Origin of the sequence: Devosia sp. 1635, assembly GCF_013185955.1 — a bacterium.
Classification (GTDB): domain Bacteria; phylum Pseudomonadota; class Alphaproteobacteria; order Rhizobiales; family Devosiaceae; genus Devosia.
In genome coordinates, this window is record NZ_JABAOM010000002.1 from 759553 (window position 1) to 779015 (window position 19463).

Here is a 19463-nt window from a genome sequence, read left to right on the forward strand (position 1 = left end):
CCATGGTCGACCTCTACTTTGTTTCAGTGGCCGGCCTGGCGGTTCTGATCGTTGGCCTGTCCAAAGCCGGCCTGCTGGGCGGCCTGGGCGTTGTCGGCGTCCCCCTCCTCACCCTCATCATGCCGGCCCGCGATGCCGCCGGCATGATGCTGCCAGTGCTGCTGGCCATGGACGCCATCGCCATCTACGCCTATCGCCAGCAGTTCAGCTGGCACATTCTCAAGATCATGCTGCCCGGCGCGGCGGTCGGCACGCTGATCGGCTGGGCGCTTTGGTCGGTGGTTTCCGACGCCATGGTGCTGCTCTTTGTCGGCATCATCACCCTGCTTTTTGTGCTCGACGCTGTTTTGCCGCTGCGCAAAAAGCTCGAGGGGCTACCACCCTCCACGCCATGGGGCGGGTTCTGGGGCGGCTTTGCCGGATTTACCAGCTTTGTGTCCCACACGGGCGGCCCACCCTTCCAGATCTATGTTCTGCCCCAGCGCCTGCCGCCGCCAATTTATTCGGGCACCAATGCCATCTTCTTTGGCGCCGTGAACTCGGCCAAGCTGATCCCCTATTTCTTCCTGGGCCAGCTCTCCGTCCAGAATCTCACCCTGTCCGCCGCGCTGATCCCGGTGGGCGTTGCCGGCGTGCTGATCGGCATCTGGCTGGTGCGGCGCATCTCCGTCACCCTCTTCTACCAGATCGCCTATGGGCTCGTGTTCTTCCTGGCGCTCAAGCTGATCTGGGATGGCGTGCGGGCGGTGTTCCTCGGTCTCTGACCGCAACAAAAAAGGCCACAGCTCCCGCCATGGCCTTCCCGGTCCAACTGTGTTGGAGCGCAGAGCTTACTGCATGCCGCTATTGAATTTGTAGAGTTCGTCCTTGATTTCGAGCTTCTTTCGCTTCAACGCGCTCACCGTGAGATCATCGAGCGGCTTGTTCTGCAGCTCCGCCTGGATCTGACGATCCAACTCCTGATGACGGCGCTCCAACGCCGCGATGTGGCCTTCAGTCGTCATGACAACTCCTTACGCCTGACTGGACGACGCTAAGGTTCCAGATAAAATGTGACTTGTCGATGACAATAGGTCCGCCGATCAAATCCGTGTGCAAAACGCCGCCGGATCGGGTAATGGGGAACAATGTTGCGTGCCCTGGGGGAACCGCCGTTCGATGCTGCCGCTGACCAAGGAACAGGAAGCCGGCCTCGGGCTTGAACTGGCCACGAAACGCCAGGAACACGCCGATCTGGACGCTGCCATCCACACCCTGACCGGCTCGGCTTTTGCCGACCGAATGCTGATTCAGCGGCTCAAGAAGCGCAAGCTCGCGCTCAAGGATCGCATCGTCCAACTCGAAAATATTCTCCTGCCCGACATCATCGCCTGACCCCTCCCCCGCTTGAGTTGTGGCAACAATTGGGCTAGGAGCGGCCTTTGTGCAGCCCGCGGGGGGACCGAGGCCATGCTCACCAAACCAGCCGTTGCGATTGTCATGGGCAGCCAGTCCGATTGGCCCACCATGCGCCTTGCCGCCGAAACGCTTGAAGCGCTGGATGTGGAATATGAGGCGCGCATCGTTTCCGCGCACCGCACGCCCGAACGCCTGGTCGAGTTCGCCACCACAGCCCGCGCGGATGGCTTCCAGATCATCATTGCCGGCGCTGGCGGCGCCGCCCACCTGCCCGGCATGATCGCCGCCATGACCCCGCTGCCCGTGTTTGGCGTGCCGGTGCGCTCCAAGGCGCTTTCGGGCCAGGATAGCCTCCTGTCCATTGTGCAGATGCCCGGCGGCATCCCGGTCGGCACCCTCGCCATCGGTGAGCCCGGCGCCATCAACGCCGCCCTCCTCGCCGCTGCCGTATTGGCGTTGCATGACGACGAGCTTGCTGAACGGCTCGATGCCTATCGCGCCAACCAGACCGCTTCCGTTCCGCTTTTCCCCACCGACACCGAGTAGATCATGCCCGACACCACGCCCCTGCCGCCCGGGACCACCATTGGCATCCTTGGCGGTGGTCAGCTCGGCCGGATGCTGTCGCTTGCCGCCAGTCGCCTGGGCATGCGCACCCACATCTACTGCCCCGACCCCGATAGTCCCGCCTTCGAGGTAACCCCCCACAAGACCGTCGCCGCCTATGACGATGAAGTGGCGCTCGCGGCCTTCGCCGATGCCGTCGATGTGATCACCTACGAGTTCGAGAACGTCCCCGCCGCGACTGCAGCCTTTCTCGCTGAGCGGAGGCCCCTGCGCCCGGGCGCTCAGGCACTGGCCGTGTCGCAGGACCGCCTGGCCGAAAAAGCCTTCCTTGCCTCCAAGAACATACCGGTAGCCCCTTATCGGACAGTGGAATCACTCGATCAACTGCAAACCGCCATGGCCGAGCTCGGTTTCCCCGCCGTGCTCAAGACCACCCGCCTCGGCTATGACGGCAAGGGGCAGCGGGTGCTGCGTGATCGCGCCGAAGCTGCCGAGGCTTTTGCTGCGCTCGCCCCCAAGCCGCTCGTGCTCGAGGCCTTCATCCCCTTCAGCCAGGAGATCTCTGTCGTTGTTGCCCGCAGCCTTTCCGGCGAGGTGCGCAGCTACGAGCCGGCCGAGAATGTGCACCGCAACCACATCCTCGCCACCAGCACCGTACCGGCGGCGATTCCCCCCGCGCTCGCTAAGCATGCCGGCATGATCGCCAAAGCGATTGTCGTCGCCCTCGATTATGTCGGCGTGCTGGGTGTCGAGTTCTTTGTTGTCCCAGGCGAGTCGCGCCCTACCCTGCTGGTGAACGAAATCGCGCCGCGCGTACATAATTCCGGTCACTGGACCGAGGCGGTGTGCCTCACCGATCAGTTCGAGCAGCACATCCGGGCGATTCTCGGCTGGCCGCTCGGCGATCCCGCCCGACTCGCCGATGTCGTCATGGAGAATCTGGTGGGTGACGAGGTCGGCCGGGTGCCCACTTCGCTGCAAGGCTTCACCCAGCCTCACCTTTATGGCAAACTGGAAACGCGGCCCGGTCGCAAGATGGGCCATATCAATCGCCTGTTGCAGCCGGACCGGCCCTAAACTTGGGCTTTTTCGCTTGCAAAGGTGGACAAGTCCGCGGGGTTGGGCTATAGAGCCCCCACGGTGACCGGCCCTGCTGGTCGGCGACGTGGCTTTATTTAGTCGCGGCGCTTCCATCCAATCATATTTCACCAGGCTTTAAGGGGCGGTTGACCTTTGCAAGTAGTCGTTCGCGATAACAACGTTGATCAGGCGCTGCGCGCGCTCAAGAAGAAGCTGCAGCGCGAAGGCGTCTTCCGCGAGATGAAGCTGCGCAACTACTACGAGAAGCCCTCCGAGAAGAAGGCGCGTCAGAAGGCCGAGGCCGTGCGCCGCGCTCGCAAGCTGGCTCGTAAGCGCGCCCAGCGTGAAGGCGGTCTGCCCGCTCCAACTCCAACGGCACGTCCCGGTCAGCCCGCTCGCCCAAGCGCAAGCACGCTGCCCCGCACCTAAGTCGTTCAGAATTCATTCATAATGCGTTCATAACGCCGCTCCTTTCGGGGCGGCGTTATGCTTTTGGCCCTTCAGCCTCCGGCTGCAGGGACCACCCGCTCAAAGAACGGCCGCGCATGCTCGGGCCAGATACCCCGCTCCCACAGGTCCACATGGGTCCCGCCGGGCTCGATCCACAGCTCATCCTTGTTGGGAACAAGCTCGTATAACCTCTGGCCATTGCTGACATCTATGGTCGTGTCCGCAGTTCCATGCGCCACCAGCACCGGCTCGGCCACATCCGTGATCCACTCATTGACGGGGAACTGGTCCTGCATCACCCAGTACACCGGCAGCATTGGATAGCGCTCCCCGGCTACCGTCACCGCCGACAGGAACGGCGTTTCCAGCAGCAACGCCGCCGCATCCCGCTCGCTCGCGACATAGGTCGACGGCCCTGACCCCAGAGATCTCCCCCAGATTACAACGGGATAGCCTTTGCCCGCGGCCCAGTCGAACGCGGCCAAGGCGTCGGTTAGAATGCTATCCTGGCTCACCGAACCAGGGGAAGCGGGGAAGCCGCGATAATCAAATGCTAGGAACCCAAAGCCTTCCGACGCCCATTGTGCGAAGCGCTCATTCTCGGCCGAAAAGCTGCCGCTATTGCCCTTGTAATAAACGATCAGCGGCTTGCCCGGCTCAGGCGCCTTGTACCAGCCATTGACCACGCCATCGCCTGAGGGAATCGCCACCGCCTCGGCCCCGGCGATTCCCGCCGCCTCAAGTGGCGTCACCTCCCCTTCGAGGAAGTACTGCAGGCTGCGCTGGTTGAAATACATATACCCGACAATGGCGGCATAGCCGAGCACCACCAGCACCGCCAGCCCGGCAACCAATCTCCCAACAATCCGCATCTAGAACTCCGAAATGGTCTTGTCCAAGGCCTGGGCGAACACCTCAGGGGGCTGCGCACCGGACAGGGCATATTTCTCGCCGAACACAAAGAAGGGCACCCCGGTAATGCCCTGGGCTGCCGCCTGCTCAGCCAACTGCTGGGTGATTGCCAGCTCGTGCTCATCATTCATGGCATCAAGCGCATCGCCCCGGTCAAACCCGAACGAGGCCGCGATGTCGGCCAGCACATTGTCATCGAAGATCTGCCGGTGCTCGAGAAAATAGGCCTCGGCTATGGCATTGGCCAATTCGTGCTGAATGCCGAGCGGCTTGCTCAGCCGGGTTATGGTGTGGGCCTTTGCCGTCGGATACATCCGCGGCTGGCGGGAGAGATCAAGCTCGATCCCTGCCTTGAGCGCTTCGCTTTCCACTCGCTCCCACATCTCGGCGGGGTCACGGCCATAACGCTGGCGCAGCATTTCGCCAACATCCACGCCCTCGGCGGGCGTATTGGCATCGAGGTAAAAGGGGTGATTTTCAATGATGACGTCGATGTCGTCGGGCAGTGCCGCCACGGCCTGATCGAGCCGAGCGGAGCCGACAAGGCACCAGGGGCACACGACATCGGTGAACACATCAATTTTGAGGATAGGTGACATGGCAAATCCTTGAGCCAACGCGGCCCGTTGTTTGCCATCATGTCGCGCGAAATGGAGCGGGGGACAATCCCACTGCCATCAATTACGCGTCGCCACCCTGGGTGACCGCAAATGGCGGCGACCAGCCGCCGGCAACCACGCCAAAGCCAAGAACGGCGCCAAAGCCCAGCCACGCAAGGCCTGGCAGCACCAGCAGCGTGGCGCGGCCCGAGACGCTTGCGGCACGCCCGGCGGCCGCCAGACCGATCAGCATCAGCACCATGGAAACAACCGTGCTCATGAAGGGATCGGCCACGGTCAGCAGGAATGGTGCAAGGATCGCGCCGACCATCAACGCAACAATCCAGCGCGCCGCTGAGCGCCCTTCATAGCCACGCCCGGCCACCAGCCACCGGGCAGCGCCCCAAAGCGGCAGGCTGATGGCGAGCGCCAAAGCACCCGTCCACTCCGGTAGGCCCAATGGCGCATGCAGTACCGGCTGGACACCAAGCGCTTCGGCAGCACCATAGGCAGCAACCAGACCCAGCAGCGGGAGGGCAGCGCTCAGTCCCGCGCCAATCCCGTCATGCCGATCGGCATCGAGCAGCGAAGGAAAGTTGTGGGTAACTGCCGTGAAGGTGGCCATTTTGGCTCTCACTGGTTGCTAAATTCTTGCAAACCAATGGCCGCGGGGCCTTAGGAGTTCCTTTTTGGGAAACACGCCCTCGTGAAGGGACCATTAACGCCCGCCCATACCATGCCCTGCTGGTACACTTCTGGGAGAATATCGTGACGACTGAGCTCGATTCGTCAGCGCGTCTGGAGGCACTGGAAACGCGTGTCGCTTTCCAGGATCAGACCATCGAAGACTTGAATGCCACCATCACCGAGCAGTGGCGCGTGATTGACGGGCTCACTCGTCGGCTCACCGTGCTGGAGGAACAAGTCCGGGCGGGTGGCTTTATCGCTGATCCCCGCTCCGAACCCCCTCCTCCGCACTACTAGAGCAGGTTGCCGCTTACGGCCTCACGAAGATGTAGAGCAGCACGATCACTGCCGCGATCGAGATCGTCGTCCACTTCACCAGCGTCACAAAGCGCGCATAGGTCGACTCATGCTGGGAATAGTCCATCGCCGATTCATGCTGAAGCGGTGGATGCAGGTGGGAATGGGCTGGGTGGTCTTCTGCGGCCATTTGGTCCTCGAAATTCGTCGTGTTCATCTGCCCGGAGGCGTTCAGGGGCTCGTGCTTTCCAGCTCGTCGATCAGTCGCTCGATCATGCCAAGTCCCAGCGACCAGAACTGCGGATCCTTGGCATCAAGCCCGAATGGCGCCAGCAGTTCCGTATGGTGCTTGGATCCACCAGCCTTCAACAGCTCGAAATACCGCTCCGCAAAGCCCTCGTCGGCCTTCTCATACTGCGCGTAAAGCGAGTTCACAAGGCAGTCACCGAAGGCATAAGCATAGACATAAAAGGGCGAGTGGATGAAGTGCGGCACATAGGCCCAGAAGATATCGTAACCCTCATTGGGGATGATCCCCTCACCCAGCGATTCCTTTTGCACTTCCAGCCAGATGGCGTTGATTTCCTCAGTGCGCAGCTCACCCTGCCGACGTGCCGTGTGCACCCGGCGCTCGAACGTGTAAAAGGCAATCTGCCGCACCACCGTATTGAGCATGTCCTCCACCTTGGAGGCTAAGAGGGCAAAGCGCTGCTTGGGGTCGGTGGTCTTTTCCAGCAGGTACCGGAAGGTCAGCATCTCACCGAAGACACTCGCCGTCTCGGCCAGGGTCAGCGGCGTATTGCTCAGGATCGGCCCCTGCGCCGCCGCCAGCCTTTGATGGACACCGTGACCCAACTCATGGGCGAGCGTCATCACGTCCCGCGAGCGGCCCATATAGTTGAGCATCAGATAGGGATGCGCACTCGGCACCGTGGGATGAGCAAAGGCGCCCGAGAGCTTGCCATTGCCCACTGGAGCGTCGATCCATCCACTATCGAAAAACGGCGCTGCGACTTCCGCCAGGTCAGGCGAAAACCGGCCATAGGCCTCCAGCACGGTAGATTTGGCGGTTTCCCAATCAAAGGTCCGCTCGTCGCTCGTCGGCAAGGGCGCATTGCGGTCCCAGGCATTGAGCTGGTCCTTACCGAACCACTTGGCCTTCATCTTGTAGTAGCGGTGCGACAGCCGTGGATAGGCCCCCTGGACGGCGGATTGCAGCGCATCCACCACTTCGCGCTCCACCGAATTGGCCATGTGCCGGCTGTCGGCAATGTCCTCAAAGCCGCGCCAGCGATCGGAGATTTCCTTGTCCTTGGCCAGCACATTGGTGATGTGGGTGAACAAGCGTCCATTCTCGCGCAAGGTCTTGGCCAAGGCATGGAACGCGCTTTCGCGCCGCTTCTCCTCGGGCTCGGACAGCAGATGCAGCGTTTCCTCGAGCTTGAGCACTTCCCCATCGACCTCGAATTCGAGGCTGGCCATGGTCTCGTCGAACAAGCGGTTCCAGGCTGAAAAGGCCGTGACCGACTTGTCGTGGAACAGCTCCTCGAGCTTTTCGTCCAACTGATATGGCTTGGCCTTGCGCAACTCGGCGAACCAGGTGCGGTAGCGCGCCAGTTCCGGATCGCGCTCGAACGCCGCGTCAAGATCGGCATCCTCGATCCGGTTCAACTCGAGCTCGAAAAACAGAATGCGCGTGGAGAGATCCGTCAGCGCCTGGTTGGTGTCGCCCATGAACTTGGCCCGGTCGGGATCGGTGGATCGCTGCGCATATTGCAAAAAGGCGAACGAGCCGATGCGCCCACTCAGATCCGCCAGCGCTTCGCTGCGCTTGATCACATCGGTGAGCTTGCCCGCCCGGGTTAGCTCTGCGAGCCTGCCCTTGTAGTCGCTCTCAAAGCGCGCGGCATCATCCTTGGCCTGCTGCAAGGCGGCGGCAAACTCAGGGCTCTCGCGTCCCGGGTAAAGATCGTTGAGATCCCAGACCGGCAAGGTACCCAATTGATTGTGCCCCTTCTGGCTCGCGGCTTGTTCGGTCATCGGGGTTCTCCAGCGCGGTTCTTGGTGAGGGGCGGACCATAGCCAGCACCTCACGGGATGAAAAGGGGGCCTTCGCCGCCTATCGTGCCAGCCGCAATATGGCGCCCCGCCATTATGATTAATGCTGTCTTAATTTGCCGGCCGCATACTTCCACAAAACCGCACAGCGCGATTCGAGCGCCTGGCAAGAGAAGTGGATTTTGCATGACGCGTGTTCTGGTGGTCGACGATGACCCGGTGCAATTGCGGCTGACGGCCGAAGTCGCCAATCAGGCCGGCTTCAAGCCACTCACCGCAACCAGCGGCGAACAAGCCCTGCAGATCTTGCGCGAAGACCCCAATCTGGGTGCGATGATTCTTGACCTGGTAATGCCTGACCTCGACGGCATGGCCGTGATGGAAACCATGCGCCGGGAAGCTCTTTCCACGCCGGTGATCGTCCAAACCGCCAACCCGTCGCTGGAAACCGTGGTCAGCGCCATGCGCCACGGGGCCGTGGACTATTTCGTCAAGCCGGTCGCCCCCGAGCGGCTGGTGATCTCCTTGCGCAACGCCATGAAGCTGGGTGCGCTGGAAGCGGCGATCCGTGCCGAACAAAGCCGCCGCGCCGGGACCTTCTCGGCTGCCGACCTTATTGGCCGTGCACCGGCGATGACCCGCGTCCTGACCCTTTGCGGCAAGGCCGCCCGCAATCCCATACCCGTGCTGATCGAAGGCGAAACCGGCGTCGGCAAGGAATTGATCGCCCGCATTATTGGGGGCAGCGGGGATCGGGCCGGCAAGCCATTCATCAGCGTCAACTGCGGCAGCATCTCCCCTTCCCAACTCGACGCCGTGCTTTTCGGCTTCAAGAAAGGCGCCTTTGCGGGGGCCCTCGCCGATACCCCCGGCAAGTTCGCCGAAGCCCATACCGGCACCATCTTCATCGATGAAGTGGGCGAACTGCCTCCCGCCACCCAGGAGCGGCTGCTGCGCGTTCTCGCCGATGGCGAAATCGTACCGCTGGGCGCCGGGCGCCCGGAGCGCGTCAATGTGCGCGTGATCTCGGCGACCAATCGCCGCCTGCTCAATCTGGCGAAATCGGGCGAGTTCCGTGAGGACCTTTATTATCGGCTGAACGTGCTGCCCATCTACGTGCCCCCGCTCCGGCAGCGGCTCGAGGACATCCCGGCTCTGGTCAACCACTTCCTTGCGCGCTTTGCCGCTGAAGCTGGCAAACGCATCCTCGGCATTTCTCCCGAAGCTTTGGAACTTCTCGCCAGCTATCCCTGGCCCGGCAATATTCGCCAGCTGGAAAACGTCGTTTATCGCGCGACCGTGCTCTGCGAGGAAGCCTTCCTCGAGCCGGCCGATTTCCCGCAGATCATGGCCCATGCTCAAGGGCGCGACGCCGCCATTCTTTCCCTCGCGGCCATGCCGGTGCCCGCCGCGCCGGTTCACATCGATAACGCTCCGCCGCGCCAGCGCGAAATGCTCGAAACCAGCCCCGTCGAAGACCGCTTCCTCGATGAATCCGGCAATGTGGCGGCTCTGGCCGAGATCGAACGCGCCTTGATCGTTTTTGCGATCGAGCACCATGGCGGGCGCATGTCCCGTGTTGCCCGCGCACTCAAGATCGGCCGCTCGACCCTCTATCGCAAATTGCATGAATATGGCCTCGCGGAGCAGTTGATTAACGACGCCGCTTAACCGCACAGCATCGACAGGATGGCGGATCGCCGAGCGATTGCGGGCCTTTGCACAAGGCCTTGCAGACCGTTGCACCATAGCCACATCGCTCGCTCACAACATTGCGAGTGATTGTTCCTGTTAACATTTGATGCTTATGCTTTCGATGTATGGGGCGGCCCGCCGGACCTTGGGTTGAGGCACGGCTGGGCTGCGTAACGCCTCGTACACGGAGCACAAATGCACAAGATCCTGGTTTGTTTTCTCGCCGTTGCTGCCGCCAACGCCCCTCTTCCCATCCTGGCGCAGGATGTAGCGAGTATCACCCCAACCCGGATTGTCATCGCTCCCGCGCAAAGCGCATTGGCGCGAACCATAAAGGCCAGCCTGTCCGCCGCCTATACAGCCAATGGCCGCGGTACCGCGGCCTATGCCGAAGCGCAGAAGCTCTACTTTCTTTATGGCGAGCGCTATTTCGAGCCAATCTGGCTGAGCGAACAGGCCAATGGGCAGGTCGTGTTCTCACCTGCTGCCCAGCAGATCCTCGATCTGTTTGCCCGGGCCGAATCCGAAGGGCTCAATCCCGCCGATTACCTCACTCCTGACCTGCAGCTTCCCGCAACGGGCGGGGATCCTGTCGCCATGGCGGCGCTCGAAACCGCGTTTTCTGCCGCGACCCTGCGCTATGCGACCCACATCTATACCGGACGCGTCGCTCCTCGCTCCGTCGATGCCAACCTAGATGTCGAGCCCAAGACCCTTGATGCCGGCGCACTCCTTGTGGAACTGGCGGCCAGCAAGGATCCGGCCAAGGTGCTGGCCAAGCTCGAGCCAACCCATCCCGAATTCCTGGCGCTTAAAGCGGCACTGGCCAAGTTCAACGACAATGCCACTAATCGTCCCGCCCCCATTCCGACCGGGGTCGTGCTCAAGGCTGGCATGACCGATGAGCGCCTGCCCCTGATACGCCAGCGGCTGGGCCTCGTGGCCGATGCGTCCCTGGTTTACGACCAGGGCGTGGTGCAGGCGGTCAAGGATTTCCAGCAGGGCCTGGGTCTTGAACCTGATGGCGTCGCTGGCCCTGCCACGGTCGCGGCCCTCAACGGCGGGAACGCCGCCACCCGTGAGCAGATCATCGCCAATATGGAGCGCTGGCGCTGGATGCCGCGCGAGCTCGGCAATTTCCACGTCCTGGTCAACATTCCCGAGTTCCGCCTGTCCATCAACCGGAACGGGGCGGAAACCTATACGACCCGCGTCGTCGTCGGCACGGTCAAGAACCAGACGCCGGTGTTTTCCGACAACATCCGCCACATCGTGGTCAATCCGTACTGGAATGTCCCCAGTTCCATCGTCAAAGGCGAGATTGCGCCCAAGACCTGGCGGAACCCGGGCTATATCGACGCCCAGAACATGGACCTGATCTATAACGGCGACGTCGTCAGCCCCTGGCAGGTGAACTGGTCCGCGGTTGGCAACACGTTCCCCTTCAAGGTGCGTCAGCGCCCCGGCCCCAGCAATGCCCTGGGCCAGATCAAGTTCTTGTTCCCCAACAAGCACGATGTGTATCTGCACGATACCCCGTCAAAGGCTCTGTTCAGCCGCTCCCAGCGCGCTCTCAGCCATGGTTGCGTGCGGGTGCAGAACCCGATGGAGTTTGCCGACGCGCTGATGGCCAACGAAACCAAGATCAGCCGGGCCTCGCTCGAAGCCATGTTTGGCTCCAGCGAGCGCTGGGTGAACCCCGAGCAACAGATTCCTGTCCATCTCAGCTATTTTACCCTGCGGCCCCAGGCCGACGGCAACCTGCAATCCTATGGCGACATCTACGGCCACGACACCAAGCTGATCCAGGCGCTCGGCTTGTCGCCCGCAGCGCTCCCTCAACCGGTGATGGCCGAAACCATTGCCGATGTCGGCCCCTGAGCCGCACAACACCATCTCTGATCAGGCGCTGGCAGTTTCTGCCGGCGCCTTTTCTTTCGGCGGGTTTCTACCCTGTTCCCCGTGGAGCCGAGCGCCCCTTAACCGCTCGTCAACATTTTCGCCTTGGTTCGGCCCGGATTTTGTCCTTAAACATTGGCGTGAGTGGCCGCCATCGTGTTCGAGTTTTGTTAGCGTTAATCAAACTCTAGTCACTTGGCCGGTACGATCCGAAATGCAGATAGCTTCAACCGGGCAGTGTTTAGTGTGGCGGTAAAATCGGATAACCTGGCCCTTCGTGGCACTCGACTCCTGGCAGCAGCGCTGCTGAGTTTTTCGCTCCTGATCGGCCAGGCCGCCGTGGTTCCGGCCAATGCCGCCTCCGAGCGCAGCCTTTATCTCTACTACACCCACACCAAGGAAACGGCCCGCATCGTTTTCAAGCGCAACGGGCAGTATGTGCAGTCCGGGCTCAACGAGCTCAACCGCTTCCTGCGCGATTGGCGTCGTAACGAACCAGCCAAGATGGACCCACGCCTGTTTGACCTGGTTTGGGAAGTCTACCAGGAAGTGGGGGCTACCCAGCCCATCAACATCGTTTCCGCTTATCGCTCGCCCGCGACCAACAAGATGTTGCGCCAGACCTCCTCCGGTGTTGCCGAAAACTCCCAGCACACCAAGGGCCATGCCATGGACTTCTTCATCCCAGGCATTTCGCTGTCCAAGCTGCGCGCCGTCGCGATGCGCAAGCAGGTCGGCGGCGTTGGCTATTATCCCAGCTCGGGCAGCCCCTTTGTTCACCTTGATACTGGTTCGGTCCGCGCCTGGCCACGCATGACCCGTGCGCAGCTCAAGGACGTGTTCCCTGATGGGCGGACCATGCACTTGCCTGCCGATGGCAAGCCCTTGTCGCAGGAAGGCTATCGCCTCGCCCAGGCCGAATGGCAACGTTGCCGCGCCGTGCCCTGCGGCAATGGCGGCTCGGGCACTCAGGTAGCCAGCGCCGGCAATTCTTTGGTCGACATGTTCTTTGGCGGCAACAAGGGCAACAACCAGCCCGCGCCCAGGCCAGCCCCCGCTCCGGTGCAGGTTGCATCAGTAGCTGCGGCCGCTCAGTCCCCGCAAGCGGCTGCCCGCGTCGCCGTTGCTCCCCCCATTCCGATGATGCGGCCGGCGAGCATGTCCGCGCCTGCCTCGAGCACGGTCGCCGTTGCTGAACAGGAGGTACCGGTGCCCTTCTCCACGGTTGGAAGCGCCCCCTTGGCAGAGGCAGAACTTGTCACCGCCTCGAACGCACCAGTGCCGGCCACCAAATCGCCGACCCTCATGATGGCGACCGCCTCCACTCTGCCAGCGGGCAATGGCGAAACCGCTGTGGTCGCCCTGGCAGCGCTGAGCCAGCCTTTCCCGCATCCGCCGCTGCAGGCCGGCCGCTCGTCCGAGCCTGACATGATGACGGCTTACCTGCCGCCCCTCGGCCAGAACGGCCAGGCACAGGACATGCTCCAGCAACTCATCGAGCAGGAAACCGCAGCCCAGGTTGCCGCCGCCCCCGTCGCGCCGGTACCCAACCTGCCCCCCCTCGGCGCTGCCGGTGTGAAGACCGCCTCGCTGGGTGGCGAGCCCGCCCGAGACTCCACGGCATCGCTCTTTGCCTCGACCTTCAACTCGGTTCAGGGGCAAAGCGAACCTGTCGCCAAGGCGCTCGCCGCCATGATCGCCAAGGACGAGGCTTCTGCCGCGCCAACGCCTGCCGCATTGACCGCCCCCGATCTGGAGCATGCCGCAGCCCTTCTGGTCGCGCCCGCGCCGCTGTCTTCCGATCACTTCGCCTTGATTGAAGCCCAGTCCCATGATGTCGATACGGCAACGGCACTGGCCCCCGCGGTGGCGCTATCCCCCAGCAATGCGCCGCTGGCCGTGACCCATACGCGCTTTACCGCGTCCAATTAGCCTCACCCGCCGGCCTCTCCACAACCGGGGAGAGGCTGGCTGAGGCACGCCGGCTTGTTGCAAAGCCTCTCGGCGCCCCGTAAAACCTTGAGCTATCTTTTAGTTCGGCAAAGGAAGCCAGCATTGGCCGATAAGCCATCGACGCCCCTGCTCGATACCGTTCAAACCCCCGCCGAACTCCGCGCCCTGCCCCGCGAGGATTTGCGTCAGCTTGCCGATGAGTTGCGCGCCGAAGTCATTGACGCCGTTTCGGTGACTGGTGGTCATCTGGGTTCCGCCCTTGGCGTCATCGAACTCACAGTCGCCCTCCATGCCGTGTTCGACACGCCCCATGATCGACTGATCTGGGATGTCGGCCACCAGGCTTATCCCCATAAGGTTCTGACCGGCCGCCGCGATCGCATCCGCACCCTGCGCCAGCGCAGTGGCCTGTCCGGGTTCACCCGCCGCGCCGAAAGCCCCTATGATCCCTTTGGGGCCGGGCATTCCTCCACCTCGATTTCTGCCGGCCTTGGCATGGCTGTCGCCAGCGATCTTCAGGGCACCAAGCGCAATGTCGTGGCCGTGATCGGTGATGGCTCGATGTCCGCGGGCATGGCTTATGAAGCCATGAACAATGCGGGCGCCATGGATGCCCGCCTGATCGTCATTCTCAACGACAACGACATGTCGATCGCCCCGCCCACCGGGGCCATGAGCGCCTATCTCGCTCGCCTCGTGTCCGGCCCGCTTTATCGCGGTGCCCGCGAAGCGGCCAAGACCATCGCCAAAAAGCTCCCTTCGTTCCTGCACGAGCCCGCGCGCCGCACCGAGGAATTTGCGCGCGGCATGCTGACTGGCGGCACGCTTTTTGAGGAACTCGGCTTTTACTATGTGGGCCCGATCGACGGGCATAATCTCGATCACCTCCTGCCCGTCCTCGAAAATGTGCGCGATGCCGATGAAGGCCCGATCCTCATTCACGTCGTCACCAAGAAGGGCAAGGGCTACGCGCCCGCCGAGGACGCCGCCGACAAATATCACGGCGTGTCCAAGTTCAACGTGATCACTGGCGCCCAGGCCAAGGCGCCCTCCAATGCGCCGTCCTACACCAATGTTTTTGCCCAATCCCTGATCCAGGAAGCCGCCGAGGATCCCAGCATTGTTGCGGTTACCGCCGCCATGCCGTCCGGCACAGGGCTCGACAAGTTTGCCGAAATCTATCCCAGCCGCATCTTTGATGTCGGCATCGCCGAGCAGCACGCTGTAACCTTTGCGGCGGGCCTCGCCACCGAAGGCATGCGCCCGTTCTGCGCGATCTATTCGACCTTCCTGCAGCGCGCCTATGACCAGGTGGTCCATGACGTGGCCATCCAGGGCCTGCCGGTGCGCTTCGCTATCGATCGTGCCGGCTATGTCGGCGCCGATGGTCCCACCCATGCCGGCAATTACGACGCCGCCTATCTCGGCGCCATTCCCGGCATCGTGCAGATGGCCGCCGCCGACGAAGCCGAACTCAAGCACATGGTTGCAACGGCCGTGGCTTATGACTCCGGCCCGATTGCTTTCCGCTATCCGCGCGGCGATGGGGTGGGCGTCGATATGCCCGAGCGCGGCATCATCCTGCCCATTGGCAAGGGTCGTATTGTTCGCCCCGGCAGCACCATCGCCATTCTCTCATGGGGCACGCGCCTGGCTGAAGCTCTGGCCGCTGCCGACCGCCTCGCCGCCCTGGGGCTCAACCCGACCGTTGCCGATGCGCGGTTCATGAAGCCGCTAGACGAGGAACTCGTCACGCAGCTCGCTCAAAGCCATGATGTGATGCTGACGCTGGAAGAAGGCTCGATCGGCGGCTTTGGCAGCCATGTCGCCACCTTCCTCGCCAGCAATGGCCTGCTCGATGGCAAGCTGCGCTTCCGCCCGCTGATGATCCCCGATCGTTTCGTGGAACACGCCACTCAGGCTGATATGTATGCCGATGCCGGCCTTGACCGCACCGGCATCGTCACTGCAGCACTTCGGGCTCTTGGATATGACGAAGCCGCCATGGCGGCGGCTATCGGGTCTATGGCAATTCGGTGATGGATCGGGCCCTGCCGCCGACAAGCTCGGCGGCGGGCCGGTTCTGGCCTCAGTCTTCCGGCGGTGCCGCCACCATGCCCAGCGCGCTCATGTAAAGCTCCAGCAGGGCTTCCTGCTCCATGCGCTCATTGGCATCCTGTTTGCGGATGCGAACGATCTGCCGCAGGATCTTGACGTCAAAGCCATTCCCCTTGGCCTCGGCATAGATTTCCTTGATGTCGGCGGCGATGGCTGCCTTCTCTTCTTCCATGCGTTCGATGCGCTCGACGAACGCCCGGAGCTGGTCCTGGGCAACACTATCTTCGGCCATAAAAACATCCTTCTCGCTTTAACCCTGCTTCAAACAGCAGCACAGGTTCGGGTTCAAGCGCTTTCGCCGCCAATCCACACCTGCGTCCCTGGGCCGCACGCCACTGCAGGCCGGAGCATTGCTCTGCAATACCCGGCCTATTTCCGCCCAAAGGCTTGTTTATGCATTGACCTATTGGTCACCATACGCTCAAACACCAACGGTCCTCCGATGTATTCCGGCATGCTCTTGTACCTCTTTCGCCTTAGCTTGACGCTTGTCGGCGCGCTGGTTTCCAGCTTCCTGCTGTTTTCCGCACCGGCTCGCGCCGATCTGCGCATCTGCAACGAAACCGCCAATCTGGTGTCCGTGGCGATTGGATACCGGGCTGAGCGCGGCTGGATGAGCGAAGGCTGGTGGCAGGCCCCGTCCGGCGATTGCCGGGTACTTTACCAAGGCGATCTCGAGCGGCGCTTTTATTACATCTATGCTGTTGATGATATTGGCGGCGGCGCCTGGGACGGCGCGGTCTTCATGTGCACGCGTGACGAAACCTTCACGATATTCGGGGTTGAGGATTGCCTCGCCCGGGGCTATGAGCGCACCGGGTTCTTTGAAATCGATACCCAGAACCAGACGGACTGGACCTTGCAGCTGACTGAAAACATGGGCGCTCCCGATGTGGTGGGCCCGGACAGCCAGGAAAATCTGGAAGACCCGGCCCTTGTGGTTGATCCGGATGACGTGACCATCGATGCGCCGGCGGCCTCCCCAGGTTCACCTGCCGCCAATTCGGTCCCGCCCCCGGATGCGCCCCCGGCTTCGGACCCGGCGCCGACGGATCCTCCGCCGGCGAACCAGTAGTTTAACCGAACGGACAAGCTATGAGACGTATGCGACGTGTGAAGATCGTGGCGACCCTCGGGCCCGCCAGCCACGACGAAAAGATGATCGAGGAACTGGCGCGCGCCGGCGCCGATGTGTTCCGCATCAATATGAGCCACGCCAGCCACGAAGTGCTGCACCAGACCGTGGCGCGCATTCGCAACGTCGAAAAAACCCTAAACCACCCGCTTGGCGTTTTGGTCGACCTGCAGGGTCCCAAGCTGCGCGTGTGGAAGTTCGCCGAAGGCAGCATCCAGCTGACCGCCGGCCAGAAATTCATCCTTGATAGCTCCGATACGCCCGGCACCGTCGAGCGCGTTTACCTGCCCCACCCGGAAATCATCGAAAGCGTTTCGGTGGGCGACCGCCTGCTGCTCGATGATGGCAAGCTCCAGCTGCGCGCCACCAAGGTTGGCGACGGTGCCATCGAAACCGAAGTCGTCTATGGCGGCAAGCTGTCGGACAAAAAGGGCGTGTCCCTGCCCGATACGCTGCTGCCCACTGGCGCCCTGACCGAGAAGGACCACAAGGACCTGCTCGAAGGCCTCAAGGCCGAGGCCGACTGGATCGCTCTGTCCTTTGTGCAGCGCCCCGAGGACATCATCGATGTCCGCAAGATTGTCCAGGGCCGCGCGGGCGTCATGGCCAAGATCGAAAAGCCCCAGGCCATCGATCGCCTCGAGGAAATCATCAAGCTGTGCGACGCCATCATGGTCGCGCGCGGCGATCTGGGCGTCGAGCTGCCGCTTGAAACCGTACCGGGCCTGCAAAAGCGAATGATCCGCATGTGCCGTCGCTACGGCAAGCCCGTGGTGGTCGCGACGCAGATGCTGGAATCGATGATCACCTCGCCCGTGCCGACCCGCGCCGAAGTCTCGGACGTGTCGATTGCCGTGTTCGAGGGCGCCGACGCGATCATGCTCTCGGCCGAATCCGCCTCGGGCCAGTACCCGGTGGAAGCGGTCGCGACCATGAACAAGGTCGCGGTGGCAGTGGAAAGCGACGCCAATTACCGCGGCATCATCCGCGCCGCCCAGACCGAACCGGAGGCAACCGCCGCCGACGCGATCTCGGCTGCTACCCGCCAGGTCGCCGAAACCCTCGATCTCGCGGCGATCGTCACCTACACCGCCTCGGGCTCCACCGGCATCCGGGCGGCCCGCGAGCGGCCCTCCAAGCCCATCATTCTTCTCTCGCCCAATCAGCGCACCATCCGGCGCATGTCGATCTGTTGGGGCGTACATTGCGTGCAAACCGAAGACGCCGCGAGCCTTGAAGACATGGTCGATCGCGCCTGCATCATCGCCTACCAGGAAGGCTTTGCCCGCCCTGGCGACCGTATCGCCATCACCGCCGGCATTCCCCTGGGCACGCCCGGCGCCACCAATATGCTGCGCATCGCCTTTGTCCGCCAGGACGGCGCCGGCTCCAGCTAAGCGCGCGACACGGCACCACAACAAAGCCCGCCATTTGGCGGGCTTTTCTTTTAAGGTCGACCGCATCGTCACCAAGCTCGTGCACCACCAGGTGCCACCCAAGGTCGAATACGGGCTAACAGCGTGGAGCCAGTCGCTTTGCCCCGCCCTCGACGCGCTGCTGCAATGGGCCGAAGCCAGGCGCCCTGAACATCTGGCGTTCCCTAAAACCCTAAAGCCAACCCTTGCGCTTGAAATACAGGAACGGCAGCAAGGCCGACAGCACCATCAGCCCAATCGCCCAGGGATAGCCCAGCTGCCAATGGAGTTCGGGCATATGCTCGTAGTTCATGCCATAGATCGACGCCACCAGGGTTGGCGGCAGGAACACCACGGCAGCCACCGAGAAGATCTTGATGATCTGGTTCTGCTCGAGATTGATCATGCCCAGCGTCGCATTGAGCAAAAAGTCCAGCCGGGCCGACGATGCCCGTGCATGCTCGCCCAGCGAAGTGGCATCGCGTTGGATCAGTCGAACCAGATAGCGGCTTTCCTTGTCGTCGGACGTGTCCTCGACTGCCGAATAATAGGTCACGAGCCGCGACATGCTCACCAGGCTTTCCTGGATCATCGTCAGCAGCTCGGCCTTCTGCCCGATCTGGGAAATAACCTTTTCGAGGCTGCGCGTCTTCTTGTTGGCCTTGGCCTTGGTGGTGTTGAACACCTCGTGGGACAAATTGTCGGTCTCGTTGCCAATCCGCTCCAGCGCGTCCGCCGTGCGGTCAATCATCGCTTCGATGAGCCCGAGCATGATTTCCTCGCCCGAGCCGTGCACTGCCCCCTTCGCCCGCTGCGCCCGGTTGGTGTAGGCCAGGAAAGGTGTGGGCTCGGCGTAACGGACAGTGACCAGGGAATTGTTCTTGAGGATGAAGGTGATCGGCGTCTTGATCGGCGTTTCCGTGTCCAGATGCGCCAGACCCGTGAGGGTCATGAAAATCGCGCCATCTTCCATATAAAGCCGGGCCGAGAGCTCAATTTCCTCCATCTCGGCTCGGCTGGGCACGTCAACGGCCAGCAGCCGCTCGACCTCCTGCACGTCCGTGTCACTCGGGCTGATCAGGTCGAGCCAGATCGGCACGACGCCGGTGTGCCCGCTTTCAAAGGGCACCAGCCGATCCTGGGTCCGGGTATAGATGCGCAGCATGGCAGCTCCTCGTTCTGGGTGGTGAGCTTAACGGA

Annotated in this window: 20 protein-coding genes and 1 pseudogene; 13 read left to right on the forward strand and 8 right to left on the reverse strand. The window is 62.3% G+C overall.

Features of this window, described 5'->3' with window-relative positions; genetic code table 11:
- Positions 1-2: 2 nt before the first annotated feature.
- On the forward strand, positions 3-764 hold the full coding sequence (locus tag HRU92_RS10525) for a sulfite exporter TauE/SafE family protein (RefSeq protein ID WP_172124156.1): 762 nt from the start codon (positions 3-5) through the stop codon (positions 762-764).
- A 66-nt stretch (positions 765-830) separates the two neighbouring features.
- On the opposite strand, the gene HRU92_RS10530 is transcribed toward HRU92_RS10525, so the two are convergent.
- Complete coding sequence (locus HRU92_RS10530) at positions 831-1004, reverse strand: YdcH family protein (protein WP_127753989.1); 174 nt, start codon at positions 1002-1004, stop codon at positions 831-833.
- A gap of 154 nt (positions 1005-1158) precedes the next feature.
- Here HRU92_RS10530 and HRU92_RS10535 point away from each other — a divergent pair, with 154 nt between their 5' ends.
- From HRU92_RS10535 to rpsU, 4 genes are all read left to right on the forward strand, one after another.
- On the forward strand, positions 1159-1374 hold the full coding sequence (locus tag HRU92_RS10535; RefSeq protein ID WP_127753990.1) for a DUF465 domain-containing protein: 216 nt from the start codon (positions 1159-1161) through the stop codon (positions 1372-1374).
- Between the two features lie 75 nt (positions 1375-1449).
- Positions 1450-1944, forward strand: a complete 495-nt coding sequence (gene purE, locus HRU92_RS10540; protein ID WP_127753991.1) for a 5-(carboxyamino)imidazole ribonucleotide mutase — start codon at positions 1450-1452, stop codon at positions 1942-1944.
- 3 nt (positions 1945-1947) lie between these two features.
- Positions 1948-3042 carry a 5-(carboxyamino)imidazole ribonucleotide synthase gene (locus HRU92_RS10545; protein ID WP_172124158.1) on the forward strand — a complete coding sequence of 365 codons (1095 nt, stop codon included), beginning with the start codon at positions 1948-1950 and terminating at the stop codon, positions 3040-3042.
- Between the two features lie 156 nt (positions 3043-3198).
- A complete protein-coding gene (rpsU, locus tag HRU92_RS10550; RefSeq protein WP_127753993.1) occupies positions 3199-3474 on the forward strand; it encodes a 30S ribosomal protein S21 in 276 nt (91 codons plus the stop codon).
- A 71-nt stretch (positions 3475-3545) separates the two neighbouring features.
- Here the strand turns inward: rpsU and HRU92_RS10555 are convergent, their stop codons facing one another.
- From HRU92_RS10555 to HRU92_RS10565, 3 genes are all read right to left on the reverse strand, one after another.
- A complete protein-coding gene (locus HRU92_RS10555; RefSeq protein ID WP_172124160.1) occupies positions 3546-4367 on the reverse strand; it encodes an alpha/beta hydrolase in 822 nt (273 codons plus the stop codon).
- A complete protein-coding gene (locus HRU92_RS10560) occupies positions 4368-5006 on the reverse strand; it encodes a DsbA family oxidoreductase (RefSeq protein ID WP_172124162.1) in 639 nt (212 codons plus the stop codon).
- An 82-nt stretch (positions 5007-5088) separates the two neighbouring features.
- Positions 5089-5631: a tryptophan-rich sensory protein gene (locus HRU92_RS10565; RefSeq protein ID WP_127753996.1), complete on the reverse strand. Its 543-nt coding sequence runs from the start codon at positions 5629-5631 to the stop codon at positions 5089-5091.
- Positions 5632-5774: 143 nt separating this feature from the next.
- On the opposite strand from HRU92_RS10565, the gene HRU92_RS10570 reads away from it, so the two are divergent.
- A complete protein-coding gene (locus tag HRU92_RS10570; protein WP_172124164.1) occupies positions 5775-5990 on the forward strand; it encodes a SlyX family protein in 216 nt (71 codons plus the stop codon).
- Between the two features lie 13 nt (positions 5991-6003).
- On the opposite strand, the gene HRU92_RS10575 is transcribed toward HRU92_RS10570, so the two are convergent.
- Both HRU92_RS10575 and HRU92_RS10580 read right to left on the reverse strand, forming a co-directional pair.
- On the reverse strand, positions 6004-6207 hold the full coding sequence (locus HRU92_RS10575) for an aa3-type cytochrome c oxidase subunit IV (RefSeq protein WP_248307065.1): 204 nt from the start codon (positions 6205-6207) through the stop codon (positions 6004-6006).
- Between the two features lie 14 nt (positions 6208-6221).
- The gene (locus tag HRU92_RS10580; RefSeq protein ID WP_172124166.1) at positions 6222-8030 is read right to left on the reverse strand and encodes a M3 family oligoendopeptidase; all 1809 of its coding nucleotides are present in this window, start codon (positions 8028-8030) and stop codon (positions 6222-6224) included.
- A gap of 204 nt (positions 8031-8234) precedes the next feature.
- Between HRU92_RS10580 and HRU92_RS10585 the strand changes: the two genes are divergently transcribed.
- The 4 genes from HRU92_RS10585 (at position 8235) to dxs (ending at position 15635) form a co-directional block, all read left to right on the forward strand.
- Positions 8235-9719, forward strand: a complete 1485-nt coding sequence (locus HRU92_RS10585; protein ID WP_172124168.1) for a sigma-54 dependent transcriptional regulator — start codon at positions 8235-8237, stop codon at positions 9717-9719.
- Between the two features lie 219 nt (positions 9720-9938).
- Complete coding sequence (locus HRU92_RS10590) at positions 9939-11624, forward strand: L,D-transpeptidase family protein (RefSeq protein WP_172124170.1); 1686 nt, start codon at positions 9939-9941, stop codon at positions 11622-11624.
- Between the two features lie 264 nt (positions 11625-11888).
- A complete protein-coding gene (locus tag HRU92_RS10595; protein WP_349236714.1) occupies positions 11889-13574 on the forward strand; it encodes a DUF882 domain-containing protein in 1686 nt (561 codons plus the stop codon).
- A gap of 123 nt (positions 13575-13697) precedes the next feature.
- Positions 13698-15635 carry a 1-deoxy-D-xylulose-5-phosphate synthase gene (gene dxs, locus HRU92_RS10600; protein ID WP_127754003.1) on the forward strand — a complete coding sequence of 646 codons (1938 nt, stop codon included), beginning with the start codon at positions 13698-13700 and terminating at the stop codon, positions 15633-15635.
- A gap of 49 nt (positions 15636-15684) precedes the next feature.
- Here dxs and HRU92_RS10605 read toward each other — a convergent pair whose 3' ends face one another.
- Positions 15685-15945 (reverse strand): DUF2312 domain-containing protein, encoded by a 261-nt coding sequence (locus HRU92_RS10605; protein ID WP_127754004.1) that lies wholly within the window; start codon positions 15943-15945, stop codon positions 15685-15687.
- A gap of 222 nt (positions 15946-16167) precedes the next feature.
- Here HRU92_RS10605 and HRU92_RS10610 point away from each other — a divergent pair, with 222 nt between their 5' ends.
- From HRU92_RS10610 to HRU92_RS20540, 3 genes and pseudogenes are all read left to right on the forward strand, one after another.
- Positions 16168-16788 carry a DUF1036 domain-containing protein gene (locus HRU92_RS10610; protein ID WP_248307066.1) on the forward strand — a complete coding sequence of 207 codons (621 nt, stop codon included), beginning with the start codon at positions 16168-16170 and terminating at the stop codon, positions 16786-16788.
- Between the two features lie 20 nt (positions 16789-16808).
- On the forward strand, positions 16809-18245 hold the full coding sequence (gene pyk / locus HRU92_RS10615; RefSeq protein WP_127754006.1) for a pyruvate kinase: 1437 nt from the start codon (positions 16809-16811) through the stop codon (positions 18243-18245).
- Positions 18246-18297: 52 nt separating this feature from the next.
- Positions 18298-18417, forward strand: a pseudogene (locus HRU92_RS20540) (winged helix-turn-helix transcriptional regulator); the annotation flags it as partial.
- Between the two features lie 39 nt (positions 18418-18456).
- Here the strand turns inward: HRU92_RS20540 and corA are convergent.
- The gene (gene corA / locus HRU92_RS10625) at positions 18457-19428 is read right to left on the reverse strand and encodes a magnesium/cobalt transporter CorA (RefSeq protein ID WP_172124174.1); all 972 of its coding nucleotides are present in this window, start codon (positions 19426-19428) and stop codon (positions 18457-18459) included.
- Positions 19429-19463 lie beyond the last annotated feature (35 nt).